A 14,304-nucleotide genomic window follows, 5' to 3' on the forward strand; every position below is an offset into this window, starting at 1 on the left:
CCGCCGCCATAATCACGCCCCCTAGGACTCGTGGTCAACGCGGCCTCGCCCATGGCTGCCCTACCCTTCACCCCACGGCCGAGAGCGCCTTCGACCCTGCCGCGACTACCCGTCACGTGACCGGCGGCCCATGGCGGGCGTAGAATGCGCGTCGGTCCGCGCGCGCTGCGCGCCGCTCCTTTCGACCGCCTGTCACTCTGCTCTGGCCTACATGTCCACCCTTGTCTCGACTTCCCCGCGTTTTAGATCCAAGACGATTACCGCCGCACTTGCGTTCTTCTTCGGTAGCCTCGGCGCTCACCGGTTCTATCTGTACGGCATGCGCGACATCTACGGATGGGCACATGTGCTCGGCACGCTGATCGGCATTCCGGGGGCCATGCTCCTCGTGGCGAGCGAACGCGCTTCGATGCTCGGCTGGGTGCTGGCCTTTCCCGGCGCGATCTCGCTGCTCGCCGCGTTTCTCGCCGCGATCGTCTACGGGCTGCGTCCGGACGAAAAGTGGGACGCGCAATTCAACGCCCAGACCCAGCGCAAAAGCCGCTCCGGCTGGACCGTCATTTTCATCGTGATCTTTTCGCTGCTGATCGGCGCCTTCCTGCTGATGACAGGTCTCGCCATTTCGTTTCAGACGTACTTCGAAAGCCAGGTGCAGGCGGCCAAAGCGCTCTCGCAATGATCCGCCGCGCGGCGCGCTAGAAAAGATTCAGTTGAGGATCGTCGTGTGCCGGCTTATCGGCACGCGGCACGTCGACCGGGCGAAAGTGCGACATATCCAGAATGCCGCGGTCCCGGCGGTTCAACCCCAAACGGCGCACCGCCTTGTGGAATCGCTGCTTGAGCAGATCCGCCCACAAGCCCTCACCTTTCATGCGCGTGGAGAACGAAGAGTCGTAGTCCTTCCCACCCCGCATGTCCCGCACGCGACTCATCACCCGATCGGCACGATCTGGAAAGTGCGCCGTGAGCCAATCCTTGAATAGCGGCGCGACTTCCCACGGCAGACGCAACACGATGTAGCTCGCGTTGCTCGCGCCGGCTTCCGCGCAGGCCTCCAGCACGCGCTCCATGTCCGGTTCGGTGACGAACGGAATCACCGGCGCGATGCTGACGCCGACCGGAATGCCCGCCTCGCTCAACGTGCGGATAGCGCGCAAGCGCCGCGACGGCGTGGCCGCGCGCGGCTCGAGCGTGCGAGCGATCTCAGCGTCCAGCGTGGTGATGGTGATGGCCGCCATGAATTGCCCGCGCGCCGCCATGGGCGCCAACAGATCGAGATCGCGTTCGATCAGCGACGACTTGGTGATCGCCGCAAACGGATGCTGACGCTCGCTGAGCACTTCGATCACCCTGCGCGTGAGTCGCAGATCGCGCTCGACGGGTTGCCAGGCGTCCGTATTAACGCCCAGCGCGATCGGCTCCGGCACATAGGACTTCTTCGACAGTTCCCGCTCGAGCAACTCCGGCGCATTAATCTTGGCGTAGATCCGGCTTTCGAAGTCGAGGCCCGGCGACAGTCCCAGATAAGCGTGCGTGGGCCGCGCAAAACAATAAATGCAGCCGTGCTCACACCCACGATACGGGTTCAGCGACACGCTGAACGGAATATCCGGCGACGCATTGCGCGTAAGAATGGTCTTGGCCCGTTCTTCGAAGACCTGCGTGCGCAAGACCTTGGGCTCGTCGTCTTCCGGTGCCGACAGCCAGCCGTCGTCCACCGCTTCGCGCTGGTCGACTTCGTAGCGGCCTTGCAGGTTCGTCACCGCGCCACGGTGTTTGCGAGGCGCGGGCGGCGCGATCGGAAATTCGTTGACGGAGTGGGAGTCGGAGTCGGAGTCGGTCACGGCTGGAACACGTAAAAACGCAAAACGGAAAAACGGCGTAAAACACCTGTACAAATATACAGTGTTTACGCCGTTTGTCGAGCCCCGCCGAGTGCTGTCGAGGTCTGGCCAGGATTCGCAAAAAAATCCGCCACATCTTGCCCTAAGCCGCTGATCTGGATACGAAATCGATGGTCGGATCGGGCGGTGGCACGGAGCGTTGCAGATCCAGCCGATAGTGAGGAGGCAGCGGGGCTGCGTCATCGATAGCCTGCGACCGCTTCCGCCTCGAACACATCGGTACCCGGCAGATGCGCCCATTCATTCGGGCCCGCGACAATTTCAGTAACGGTCAGCAGACACGCATCGAGCTCCTGCCGCAGCCGGTCGTGGTCGATCGCCTGTCCGATGAACACGATTTCCTGCCGGCAATCGCCCACCGGCTCATCCCATTTGTCGAGTATGCCCTGACGGCGATAGTCGTCGCGTGGCCAGTCCGGCTGCGGAACGAAGCGCCACCACCGGCCGACGTAGCCCCATTGAAAGCGCCGGCCGGTCTGCACGAGCATGCCGATATCGACATGGCGATGCGCAGTCCAGAAATAGCCCTTGCAGCGAAGCAGGCGGCCGTTGCTCCACGGTTGATGTAACCACGCGAGGAGACGCGCCGGATGAAACGGCGCTCGCTCGCGATAGACCCATGACGCGATCCCATACGACTCCGATTCCGACGGCCGTTCGTCGGCCCGCATCCGCTGCATCCAGCCCGGCGATTCGACGAGCGCCGGCAGATCGAACCGGCGGGTATTCAACACGTCCGACGGATCGACTTTGCCGTTCGCCATCGGAAGTATCCGCGCGGACGGATTCAGCAAGGCGAGCGCGGCGCGCAGCCGGTCGAAACCCGCTTCGCCGATCCGGTCGATCCGGCTGACCAGGATCACGTTCGCATATTCGACCTGCTCGATCAGCAGATCCGAGAGCTTGCGCGGCCCGGCGTCGTCATTGCCATCATTGCCGTCGTCGCTATTGTTTCCCGCCGCAATCGGGTCCGTCGACTCCAGCATCGCCTCGAACGTTTCGCCGTTCACGACAGTGACGAGCGTATCGAGCCGCGCGAGCTCGCTAAGGCTGAAGCCGTTCTTGTCGAGAAACGCGAACGTCTCCGCGACCGGCATCGGTTCCGAGACGCCGCTCGATTCGATCAGCAGGTAATCGAAGCATCGCTGCCGCGCGAGCACGCTGATCTGCTCGAGCAGATCGGCGCGCAGCGTGCAGCAGATACAGCCGTTGCTCATCTCGACGAGTTCGTCCTCGCCGCGATGCAGTTCGACGTGCCGCCGCACGTCGTCCGCGTCGATGTTCACCTCGCTCATGTCGTTGACGATCACCGCGACCTTCAGCCCCGCGCGATTGCGCAGGATGTGGTTCAGCAGCGTCGTTTTCCCCGCGCCGAGGAACCCGGACAGCACGGTCACCGGGATCCGTGCCGCCGGGTTGTCCGGCGCGGGTGATGACGCGAACGATAGCGCGAGCGTATTCATGCCGGCATACCGTCGGCGTGTTTCCCACCTCGCGCGGCTGCGGCATCGGCGCGTGCCGGCGCGCGGTCCAGATAGCCTTCGAACAGATCGGCAACCACGTAGCCGTCGTCCGCGGCATCGCCCCACAGATCCTTCACGCGAAATTCGACGTGATAGGTCGGCTGATGCACGGCGCTGGTATCGCCGTGGCCGATTGTGTCCGGGAACGGCCACGATTCGGTCGTCCGGTGCAGCACGATGCCTTCCTTTCCGCGCACGTACCCCGGAGCGCGGATGTGCCCGCTCACGTGTTCGTCGCGCACGATCACGCGGTCGCCGACTTCGAACCGCGTCGAGCCGGCGTGGGCCGCGCGGCCCGGCGAATGTGGCGGATTCGCGAGCCTGAACCGCGAGCCGAGCGCGCGGTCGAGTTCTTCCTGCGTCAGCACGCCGGTTTCGACGAGCAGCGTCGCGGTCGCGATCACGTAGCGCTCGTAGTAGCGCGTGCCGACGTGCTGGCGCACGTCGATCCGCTCGACCGCGTGCCGCACCTCGTCGACGCTGAATTTTTTCAACTGATCGACGCCGACGAACATCAGGCTGTACGCGAGATGTTCCCAGTCTTCCTTGAATACCGGCTTGTAGCCGAGGCTGTTGATCGAATGCGGAACCCGGCCGAAGCCCTGGAAGCCGCCGAGGTCGTGAAAACCGTCCATGTGTGTACTCCGAAATGAATGTCGATGGGAGAGGCCGGCGAGAATCAGCTGACGCGCGGCAACGCGACGCCGATCAGCACGTCCTTCGAGACAAGCGTTCGCAATTCTTCCTCGCTCATGTGCTCGCTGCCTTCCGGACGCATCGGCAGCACGAGATAGCGGCTTTCGGCTGTCGTGTCCCAGACCTTCACAACGATGTCGTCGGACAGATCGGTGCCGAGTTCGCGCAGCACCGTGCGGCCTTCCCGAACGAGTCGCGCGCGGTATTCGAAGCCCTTGTACCACTCGGGCGGCAGACCGAGCACCGGCCAGTTCGTGCACGAGCAGAGGCTGCAGACGATCACGTTCTTCAGCGTCGGCGTATCTTCGAGTGCGACGATGTATTCGCCTTGCGGGCCGGTGTAGCCGAATTGTGCGCACGCCGCGGTGCCGTCCTTCAGTAGCAGCTCGCGGAATGCCGGATCGACCCACGCGCGCGCGACGATGCGCGCGCCGTTCGCCGGATCCCAGGTCGTCGACATCAGCTCCGTCAGGCCTTCGATATAGCCGTCGGGGATCAGGTTCTTTTCCTTCATGACCCGGAACAGCGCCCAGGCACGTTCGCCGGGCGTCGAGGTCGTTTCCGCGGATGGGTTCGCGCTCATTGGTGGGGACTCCTTGTGGTGGATCGGGATGACCGTCGCGGTGTCGATGCCGCTGCCGTGTCCGTGGCGGGACGCGGTCTTGACCGGTCACGCTCGACGAACAGGGTAAGAAGAGAAAATGCGCGGTTCTTTGTCCGCACGGATCGGAAACTGTGTTGGGACGGATCCGGACGCGTGTTCGGAGGCATGGCGCGAAGGAGGCGCCTCAACCTGCTGTATACAGCGCGGCTGGCGGGTACATGTGGCGACGAGCGGAGGGTTGCGCCAGCGCGAAACGAGAGCGATCGACGCGCGTTGTGTTGCCGCCGCGTGACGCCGATCGCGGAAGCCCGTCACAGCCAATTTCTTGTTCCGTCAGGAAACAGAACCGCACATTTTGCCTTCCTATTCTCTCTCTCAAGCGATGACCCGCCAGGTTGTCGCGAATCGGCGGCGCTGCCGACGCGCCGCTGGATAAAAACTACGCAGCACACCACGATACCGACGCCCGGCAACGGCGCACGTTCCTCGCACGTCGGGCGCGGTGGTGTTTGCTCATCCAGGTGAAGGGAATGATGGTCAACGGCAACAGAACGAAACTGAAGCGGATCGCGCGCTGGATCGGCGCATCGCTGATGCTGGTCGCATCGCACTACGCGGGTGCGGTCGAGGTCGATCCGGGCGACTACGAGCAGTACCCGGTCGGCGCGACAATCGGCGTGCTGTACTACAACTACTCGACGACGAACGCGCTCTATTCGAACGGCAGCAAGACGTCGGATTTCGACCTGCAGTCGAACGTCGGCATAGCGCGCCTCTTGCATGTGTTCCAGCTGACCGAGCGGCTGACAATCGATCCGCAGATTCTGCTGCCGTTCGGCCACATCAGCAGCTTCGGCAGCGCGAGCGCACTCGGCAGCACGACCGGTGTCGGCGACGTGATCCTGACCGCACCGTTGAAGTTCCGCCTGAACGACGCGAAGGACGTGGCTGCCGCGACCGTGTACCTGTACGCGCCGACCGGTAGCTATCAACAGAACCGTGCTCTGAATTTCGGCGCGAACCGCTTGTCGCTCGACTTCCAGGCCGCGTACGTGAAGCACTTATCACCGCACTGGGCGGTTGATCTGGTCGGCGACGCGATCTGGTACGGCAACAACACGTCTTACGGCGCGAGCGGCGCGACGCTGCACCAGCGGATGAGCTACAGCGCGCAGGCGATGGTCCGCTACATGCCGGATCCGGGCACGTCGATTGGCCTCGGCGTCACGCAGTTCTGGGGCGGCGAGACCAGCGTCGACGGGATCGATAACCACGACGCGCTGCGCACGACGCGGATGCGGGTGACCGCGTCGAAGTTTGTGACGAAAGCCGACCAGGTGCAGATCCAGCTCGGCACCGACCTGAGCGTGCGCAACGGTCCGAAGGACAGCCTGCTCGCCGGTCTGCGCTACGCGCACATCTTCTGAGCACGAGTGCGAGCCACACCGGCTCGTCATCCTTGCCTTTAGTTTTTCGACATCCCATCAATTTCGAGCGAGGTCATTCATGGAATCCGCCATCGACAAACACCTGGTCTGCCCGCGCACACTGTCGCGCCGCGTCGCCGACGATTACCAGCCGCCGTTCCCGATGTACGTCGCCCGTGCGGCAGAAGACCTGAACCAGGTCGTGATGGGCTATTTCGGCGTGCAGTATCGCGGCGCCGACAAGCGTGCCGCCGCGCTGGCCGCGTTGCGCCGGATCGTCGCCGATTTCGGCGCGGCGGACGGCCCCGCGAATCACGACCTGACGCAGCACACCGACAACCAGGGCTACGACAACCTGATGGTTGTCGGCTACTGGCGCGACCCGGCTGCATACGAGCGCTGGCTGGCTTCGCCCGCGGTCGCCGAATGGTGGGCGTCCGACGAGCGTCTCGCCGACGGGATCGGCTATTTCCGCGAAATCGTCGCACCGCGTGCGGAGCAGTTCGAAACGCTGTACGCGTTTACCGACGATTTTCCGGGCGTCGGCGCGATCATGGACGGCGTCAGCGGCGAGGTCGAGGAACACGGCTACTGGGGATCGATGCGCGACCGCTTTCCGATCTCGCAGGTCGACTGGATGCGGCCCGACGGCGAGCTGCGAATCGTGCACGGCGATCCGTCGAAAGGCGGCCGCGTCGTCGTGCATGCGCACGACAACATCGCGTTGATTCGATCCGGGCAGGACTGGCGCGCGACCGAGAACGACGAGCGCCGGCTGTATCTCGACGAGATCGAGCCGACGTTGCGCGCCGGCATGGATTTCCTGCGCGATAACGGCGCCGACGCCGGCTGCTACAGCAACCGCTACGTGCAGTCGATCGATCTCGACGGCAACCTGCTCGACGAGAGCTACAACATTGGCCACTGGCGTTCGCTCGAGCGGCTCGAACGCTGGGCCGAATCGCACCCGACGCATCTGCGGATCTTCGTCACGTTCTTCCGCGTCGTCGCCGGGTTGTCGAAGCTGCGGCTGTATCACGAGGTGTCCGTGTTCGACGCGAAACATCAGGTGTACGAATACGTGAACTGCCATCCGCGAACCGGGATGATGCGCGACGCTGTCGCGATCGCCACCGCCCGCTGAATGGTCCGGGCGCCGCGTGCGCGGCGCCGCCTTACCGATCTGGAGAACATTGATGGCTATCAAGCGGCCGACCCGTGAACAACTTCTCGACATCGCAGCCGGCTTCGGCTTCCATGTCGATCAACGGCAGCTCGCCGATTACGACGAAGCGCTGCAGGCGAATTTCGATGCGTACGACGCGATCGACGCGCTGCCCGACTATCTGCCGACCGTCGCGTATCGACGCACGCCCGGTTATCGCCCGGAAGGAGACGAGAACCGCTACGGCGCGTGGGCGCGCAAGAGCACCATCCACGGTGCGCCCGACGGCAAGCTGCGCGGCAAGACCGTCGCGGTGAAGGACAACATCTGCGTGGCCGGCGTACCGATGCGCAACGGTGCGAGCACGTTCGAGGGCTACGTGCCGGACGTCGACGCGACCGTCGTCACGCGGATGCTCGATGCCGGCGCGACGGTCGCCGGAAAATCCACTTGTGAGTATTACTGCTTTTCTGGCGGCTCGCACACGAGCGCGTCCGGGCCGGTGTACAACCCGCGCAAGCGCGGGCATTCGGCCGGCGGCTCGTCGTCCGGCAGCGGTGCGCTGCTCGCGAGCGGTGAGGTCGACATGGCGCTCGGCAGCGACCAGGGTGGCTCGGTGCGGATTCCGTCCGCGTATTGCGGTGTCTACGGGATGAAGCCGACGCACGGGCTCGTCCCGTACACCGGCGCGATGCCGATCGAGGCGACCGTCGACCATCTCGGACCGATGACCAACAACGTGCTCGACAATGCGCTGCTGCTCGACGTGATCGCCGGCTACGACGGACTCGATCCGCGCCAGCAGGCGCTGCCGCCGCGCGCCGATTATCTCGGCGCGATCCGCGACGGCGTCGCTGGGCTGCGGATCGGGATACTGCGAGAAGGGTTCGGGCTCGCGAATGCGGAACCCATAGTCGACGAGGCGGTGCTACTCGCCGTGCATCGGCTTCGCAAGCTCGGCGCGAGCGTCGAGGAGGTGTCCGTGCCACTGCATGCGACGGGCACCGCGATCTGGCTGCCGATCGCGGCCGAAGGCGCAACCCAGCAGATGATGAAGGGCAATAGCCACGGCTTCAACTGGGGCGGCCTGTACATGACAGGGATGATCGATCACCACGCGGGCTGGCGCGAACGCGCCGACGAGCTGCCGGATACCGTGAAGGTGACGATGCTGCTCGGCGAGTACTTCACGAGCCGGTATCGCGGGCGTTATTACGCGAAGTGCCAGAACCTCGCGCGGCGGCTGCGCGCGGATTACGACGCGGCGCTGCAATCGTACGATCTTCTGCTGATGCCGACAGTGCCGATGCGCGCGTCGAAGCTGCCGGAACCCGGTTGCACGATGTCGGAATCGCTGACGCGCGCGTTCGAGATGCTCGCGAACACCGCCCCGTTCGACGTGTCCGGGCATCCGGCAATGTCGCTGCCGTGCGGGGTTGCCGAGGATCTGCCGATCGGGCTGCAACTGGTCGGCCGCCGTTTCGACGAGGCGACGATCTATCGGTGCGCGTATGCATATGAACAGTCGTCCGACTGGCGGCAAACAGCGCTCGCCTGAGGCCTGCGACGCGCGTCGGCGTGACCGGCAGTGTGGCTTTTGCGAACGAGCGGGGCCGCTACGTTGGGCGTCGCGCCGGCGCAGGACGTGACGTAAGCTGCCGGACCGGTTGGACAATGACTTTTTGAACGGGCACGCTACCGGATCCCCCGTTCGCTTATCCATGTTGGGGCACGATCATGACGATGCGACCGATCATTCCCGCCGAGCGCGACGCCGTACCGAACGTCGTGTCCGGCGGGGCGCCGTTCGAGTGGACGAGTTCGTCGATCGAGCTGGCAGCCGACGGCTCGATCGGCCAGCGCATCGAATTCTGGCGCGAGATGATCCTGCGCCTATTCGCGGACGTGCAGATCGCGGCCGTGCAGAAGGCCGATTTCTTCGGACAGGTGCGGCAGCGCAAATGCGACAAGCTGCGGATCTCGGAGATCCATGCGAGCGAGCAGGCGGTGATCCGGCGCTATCGGCAGGCGCGCAGCGAGTACGAGGACAAATACTTCGCGGTGCTGATGCTCGAGGGCAGTCAATCTGTCGAGCAAGACGGCAAGATCGTCACGCTGCATCCGGGGGATTTCGCGATCTACGACGCGACACGCCCCCATCACCTTCAGTTCGGACAGTCGTGGCGCGAGATCGTCGTCAGCATTCCGCGCACGACTTTGAACCAGCTCGTCGTCGGGATGGAGCACCGCACCGCGTGCCCGATTCCTACCGCGCAGGGCGTCGGCAGCGTGATGCGTGGTTTTCTGGAGCAGATGTCGTTGCAGATCCGCCATGTGTCCGAGGACGAGATGCTGCAGTTGTCGGACACCGCGATTTCTTTGATCGCAATGACACTCGGGAACCTGCAGCGCAACGATGTCGTGCAATCAAGGATGAAGGCGCTAACGTTAACGCGCGTAAAGCGACATCTGCTCGAGCACCTGCGGGACCCGGAGTTGAACCCAACGATGATCGAGCAGGCGATCGGAATTTCGTCGCGATACATCAACAAGCTGTTCGAGGCTGAGAACACGTCGCTGATGCGTTACGTATGGAACTTCCGGCTCGAACGCTGTGCGGAGGATCTCGCGAATCCGCAGTGCGCGGTGCTGCGCGTGTCCGATATCGCGTTGCGGTGGGGGTTTAACGACATGTCGCATTTTAGTCGCGCATTCCGTGAGCGCTTCGAGACATCGCCGCGCGAATGGCGCAATCGGGCGGTGACACGTCCCGACGACCGATGATGCGTGTGTACGGCCCACTCGCCGCAACGTGAGATTGCCTGGCCGTGGTCTGCACAACTGGTTTGGCTGCACATGCAGATTTAACGAATCCCGGCCAGACCTCCTGTCGCGGATCAATCCCCTACCGGAATCGTCAGCGTCTCCTTGATCTCCTCCATCACCACGTAGCTCTTCGACTGCACCGCGCCTGGCAGTTGCAGCAGGATATCGCCTAGCAGCTTCCGGTAATCGGCCATTTCGCCGATGCGCGCCTTGATCAGATAGTCGAAATCGCCCGACACCAGATGGCATTCCAGCACCTCGGGAATCTTCTGCACCTCACGGCGGAACTGGTCGAACATGTTGCCGCTCTTGTGATCCAGCGTGATCTCGACGAACACCAGCAGCGCCGCGCCCAACTCCGCGGGATTCACGCGCGCGTGGTAACCGGTGATCACGCCGTCGCGCTCCATGCGCTTGACGCGCTCGATACATGGCGTGACTGACAGTCCGACCTGTTCGGCCAGATCCTTCATGGCGATGCGGCCGTCCTGCTGCAGCAGCCGCAGGATCTTGCGATCAAGCTTGTCGAGGGCCCGGACCGGTTGGCGCTGTGTACGCATGGTGTTTTTGCTGAAAATCTTGAAAATACAATAACAAAACCTGCCTGACTGTTAATAGTATAGCGGTTAACACTGGGCGATCCGCGATACACCTTGTTAATCGAACGAATTCCACCGAATCGACAAGCGCACCGTCCTCAGACCTCATTTGAATACCTGGAGCATCTATGCGAGTCGTCATTTTGGGCAGTGGCGTCGTCGGCGTGACCAGCGCGTATTACCTGGCGCGCGCGGGGCACGAAGTGACCGTGATCGATCGCGAGGCCGGCCCGGCGCTCGAAACCAGTTTCGCCAATGCGGGCCAGATCTCGCCCGGCTATGCGTCGCCGTGGGCCGCGCCTGGCGTGCCGCTGAAGGCCGTCAAGTGGATGTTCCAGAAACACGCGCCGCTGGCAATCCGCCTCGACGGCACGCAATTCCAGTTGCAATGGATGTGGCAGATGCTGCAGAACTGCACGTCGTCGCGCTATGCGGTGAACAAGGGCCGCATGGTCCGCCTCGCCGAATACAGCCGCGACTGCCTGCAAGCTCTGCGCGCGGAAACCGGCATTCAATACGAAGGCCGCACCGGCGGCACGCTGCAGGTGTTCCGCACGCAGCAGCAATTCGATGGCGCCGCGAAAGACATCGCCGTGCTGCAGGAAGCCAATGTGCCGTACGAACTGCTGTCGCCGGCCGAACTCGCGCGGGCCGAACCGGCGCTCGCCGCGGTGTCGCACAAGCTGACCGGCGGTCTGCGCCTGCCGGGCGACGAAACCGGCGACTGCCAGATGTTCACCACGCGCCTCGCCGCGCTGGCTGAAGAACTTGGCGTCAAATTCCGCTACAACACGCCGATCGACGCACTCGCTATGGCCGGCGACCGCATCGCCGGCGTGAAGTGCGGCGAAGAACTGGTGCGCGCGGATTCGTTCGTCGTCGCGCTGGGCTCGTATTCGACCGGCTTCCTGTCCGGTCTCGTGAAGATTCCGGTTTATCCGCTCAAGGGTTATTCGATTACCGCGCCGATCGTCAACGAAGCGTCGGCGCCGGTGTCCACCGTGCTCGACGAAACCTACAAGATCGCGATCACGCGTTTCGACGACCGGATTCGTGTGGGCGGCATGGCCGAGATTGTCGGCTTCGACAAATCGTTGCGCCAGGCGCGCCGCGAAACGCTGGAACTGTGCGTGAACGATCTGTTCCCGGGCGGCGGCGATACGTCGAAGGCGACCTTCTGGACCGGTCTGCGCCCGATGACGCCGGACGGCACGCCGATCGTCGGCCGCACTCCCGTGCCGAACCTGTTCCTCAACACGGGCCACGGCACGCTGGGCTGGACGATGTCGTGCGGGTCGGGCCAACTGCTCGCCGACGTGATGTCGGGCAAGCAACCGGCCATCAAGGCGGACGATCTGTCGGTGCATCGCTATCTCGGCGAGGTTGGTGCCGCGCCTCGCCCGGCTTATGCCTAAGTTTTAGCAGCGACGCTTCACCAGAACGGTAGCGCTGGTTCGTGATCTCACAGACCAGCGCCACAAAAACAAACGGCGCCCGTCAAGGCGCCGTTTGTTTTTTCAAGCGATGTGAGAAGCCGCGTCAGAACTGATCTTCCGACAAAGCCAGCACACTCTCTCCACCCTTCGCGTTGACGATCGACGCCTCGAACGCCGACGCCAGCGGCAGCACATGCTCGGCGTAAAACTGCGCGGTCGCGATCTTGGCGCCGTAGAACGAAGGGTCTTCGTCGCGCTTTTGAGCCGCCACCAGCAACGCACGCGCCATCTGCCAGCCGCCCAGCACGACGCCCGCGAGTTTCAGATACGGCACGCTGCCGGCGAACACCGCGTTCGGATCGCCCTTCGTATTGGCGACAACGAAATCCACCGCGGCGCCCAACGATTGATAGCCCTGCGCGAGGTACTTCTTCATCGAGTCGAACACCGGGCCTTGCTGCGCGCCGAGTGCCTCAATCGTCGCAGCCACCTCGGCGAGCAGCGACTTCGCCACCTTGCCTCCGTCGCGCACGGTCTTGCGGCCGATCAGGTCGTTGGCCTGAATCGCGGTCGTGCCTTCGTAGATCGGCAGAATGCGCGCATCACGGTAGTACTGCGCCGCGCCGGTTTCTTCGATAAAGCCCATGCCGCCGTGTACCTGCACGCCGAGGCTCGTGACATCGATCGACAACTCCGTGCTCCAGCCCTTCACGATCGGCACGAGGTATTCATAGATCGCCTGATGCTCCGCGCGCGTTGCTTCGTCGGGATGACGATGCGCGATGTCGCAGTGCGCCGCGGCCACATAGGCCAGGGCGCGCGATGCTTCGGTGAGGCCGCGCATGGTCGCGAGCATACGGCGCACGTCGGGGTGCTGAATGATCGCGACTGATTGCTTCGCGGAACCATCCACGGGACGGCTTTGCACGCGATCTTTCGCGTACGCCACGGCCTTCTGGTAAGCGCGATCCGAAATGCCGACGCCTTGCATGCCGACAGCAAAACGGGCCGCGTTCATCATAATGAACATGTACTCGAGGCCGCGATTCTCCTCGCCGATCAGATGACCGATCGCGCCGCCGTGGTCGCCGAATTGCAGCACCGCGGTCGGGCTCGCCTTGATGCCGAGCTTGTGTTCGATCGAGACGCAATGCACGTCGTTGCGCTCGCCGAGCGAACCGTCTTCGTTGACGAGAAACTTCGGCACGATAAAGAGCGAAATGCCTTTCACGCCCTCCGGTGCATTCGGTGTGCGCGCCAGCACGAGATGCGCGATGTTCTTCGCCATGTCGTGCTCGCCCCACGTAATGAAAATCTTCGTGCCGAACAGCTTGAACGAACCGTCGCCCTGCGGCTCGGCGCGCGTGCGCACCAGCGCGAGATCGGACCCGGCCTGCGGCTCGGTCAGGTTCATCGTGCCGGTCCACTCACCGGAAATCAGCTTGGGCACATAGGTTTGTTTTTGCGCTTCGGTGCCGGCGGTGAGCAGCGCTTCGATCGCGCCGTCGGTCAGCAGCGGACACAGCGCGAACGACAGGTTCGACGCGTTGAGCATTTCGACACACGGCGTCGCGATCAGCTTCGGCAGGCCCTGGCCTTCGTAATCGACGGGATGTTGCACGCCTTGCCAGCCGCCTTCGCCGAACTGGCGAAACGCTTCCTTGAAGCCGGGCGTCGCGGTGACCACGCCGTCTTTCCAGCTACTCGGATTGCGATCGCCTTCGACATTCAGCGGCGCCAGCACGCCGCCGCACAGTTTCGCCGATTCTTCGAGGACGGCTTGCGCCGTTTCGAGGTTCGCGTCTTCGAAGCCCGGCAAGCTCGCGATGTCTTCGAGACCGGCCAGTTCTTTCATCACGAACAGCATGTCCTTGATGGGCGCCGTATAGCTCATTTCAGTTCTCCTCCCGCTTCTGATATAAAAAAGGGCGCTGGACTCGATCGGTCCCGCGCCCTTCCTGTGCTGCCAGACGCCTTTTATGCGGCGTTACGGCGCTTAGCCGAGTTCGCTAACGAGCTCGGGCACGACCGTGAACAGATCGCCCACCAGTCCGTAATCGGCGACGCTGAAGATCGGCGCTTCTTCGTCTTTATTGATCGCAACGATCACCTTGCTGTCTTTCA

General features: G+C 63.5%; 12 protein-coding genes and 1 pseudogene. 6 read left to right on the forward strand and 7 right to left on the reverse strand.

Features of this window, described 5'->3' with window-relative positions:
• The first annotated feature begins 211 nt into the window (after nt 1–211).
• The gene (locus tag B0G73_RS24500) at nt 212–679 is read left to right on the forward strand and encodes an NINE protein (RefSeq protein ID WP_106283841.1); all 468 of its coding nucleotides are present in this window, start codon (nt 212–214) and stop codon (nt 677–679) included.
• A 16-nt stretch (nt 680–695) separates the two neighbouring features.
• On the opposite strand, the gene B0G73_RS24505 is transcribed toward B0G73_RS24500, so the two are convergent.
• The 4 genes from B0G73_RS24505 to nthA form a co-directional block, all read right to left on the reverse strand.
• Nucleotides 696–1,844: a PA0069 family radical SAM protein gene (locus B0G73_RS24505; protein WP_106283813.1), complete on the reverse strand. Its 1,149-nt coding sequence runs from the start codon at nt 1,842–1,844 to the stop codon at nt 696–698.
• A gap of 239 nt (nt 1,845–2,083) precedes the next feature.
• Nucleotides 2,084–3,367, reverse strand: a complete 1,284-nt coding sequence (locus B0G73_RS24510; protein ID WP_106283814.1) for a GTP-binding protein — start codon at nt 3,365–3,367, stop codon at nt 2,084–2,086.
• Entirely contained in the window at nt 3,364–4,062 is a 699-nt protein-coding gene (gene nthB, locus B0G73_RS24515; RefSeq protein WP_106283815.1) for a nitrile hydratase subunit beta, read from the reverse strand. Before nthB ends, B0G73_RS24510 begins: the two co-directional genes overlap by 4 nt.
• Before the next feature lie 44 nt (nt 4,063–4,106).
• Nucleotides 4,107–4,706, reverse strand: coding sequence for a nitrile hydratase subunit alpha (gene nthA, locus B0G73_RS24520; RefSeq protein WP_106283816.1), 600 nt, complete (start codon nt 4,704–4,706; stop codon nt 4,107–4,109).
• 551 nt (nt 4,707–5,257) lie between these two features.
• Here nthA and B0G73_RS24525 point away from each other — a divergent pair.
• The 4 genes from B0G73_RS24525 (at nt 5,258) to B0G73_RS24540 (ending at nt 10,103) form a co-directional block, all read left to right on the forward strand.
• Nucleotides 5,258–6,154 carry a transporter gene (locus B0G73_RS24525; protein WP_106283842.1) on the forward strand — a complete coding sequence of 299 codons (897 nt, stop codon included), beginning with the start codon at nt 5,258–5,260 and terminating at the stop codon, nt 6,152–6,154.
• A 79-nt stretch (nt 6,155–6,233) separates the two neighbouring features.
• Nucleotides 6,234–7,298 (forward strand): phenylacetaldoxime dehydratase family protein, encoded by a 1,065-nt coding sequence (locus B0G73_RS24530; RefSeq protein ID WP_106283817.1) that lies wholly within the window; start codon nt 6,234–6,236, stop codon nt 7,296–7,298.
• A 52-nt stretch (nt 7,299–7,350) separates the two neighbouring features.
• Complete coding sequence (locus B0G73_RS24535) at nt 7,351–8,877, forward strand: amidase (RefSeq protein ID WP_106283818.1); 1,527 nt, start codon at nt 7,351–7,353, stop codon at nt 8,875–8,877.
• 179 nt (nt 8,878–9,056) lie between these two features.
• Nucleotides 9,057–10,103 carry a helix-turn-helix domain-containing protein gene (locus tag B0G73_RS24540; protein WP_106283819.1) on the forward strand — a complete coding sequence of 349 codons (1,047 nt, stop codon included), beginning with the start codon at nt 9,057–9,059 and terminating at the stop codon, nt 10,101–10,103.
• Nucleotides 10,104–10,216: 113 nt separating this feature from the next.
• Here B0G73_RS24540 and B0G73_RS24545 read toward each other — a convergent pair whose 3' ends face one another.
• A complete protein-coding gene (locus tag B0G73_RS24545) occupies nt 10,217–10,705 on the reverse strand; it encodes an Lrp/AsnC ligand binding domain-containing protein (RefSeq protein ID WP_106283820.1) in 489 nt (162 codons plus the stop codon).
• A 167-nt stretch (nt 10,706–10,872) separates the two neighbouring features.
• Between B0G73_RS24545 and B0G73_RS24550 the strand changes: the two genes are divergently transcribed.
• Nucleotides 10,873–12,159 (forward strand): D-amino acid dehydrogenase, encoded by a 1,287-nt coding sequence (locus B0G73_RS24550; RefSeq protein WP_106283821.1) that lies wholly within the window; start codon nt 10,873–10,875, stop codon nt 12,157–12,159.
• A 124-nt stretch (nt 12,160–12,283) separates the two neighbouring features.
• Here B0G73_RS24550 and B0G73_RS24555 read toward each other — a convergent pair whose 3' ends face one another.
• Nucleotides 12,284–14,074, reverse strand: a complete 1,791-nt coding sequence (locus B0G73_RS24555) for an acyl-CoA dehydrogenase (protein ID WP_106283822.1) — start codon at nt 14,072–14,074, stop codon at nt 12,284–12,286.
• 102 nt (nt 14,075–14,176) lie between these two features.
• Nucleotides 14,177–14,304 (reverse strand): annotated as a pseudogene (locus B0G73_RS24560) (electron transfer flavoprotein subunit alpha/FixB family protein); the annotation flags it as partial.

The organism is Paraburkholderia sp. BL25I1N1, from assembly GCF_003002025.1.
Taxonomy (GTDB): Bacteria; Pseudomonadota; Gammaproteobacteria; order Burkholderiales; family Burkholderiaceae; genus Paraburkholderia.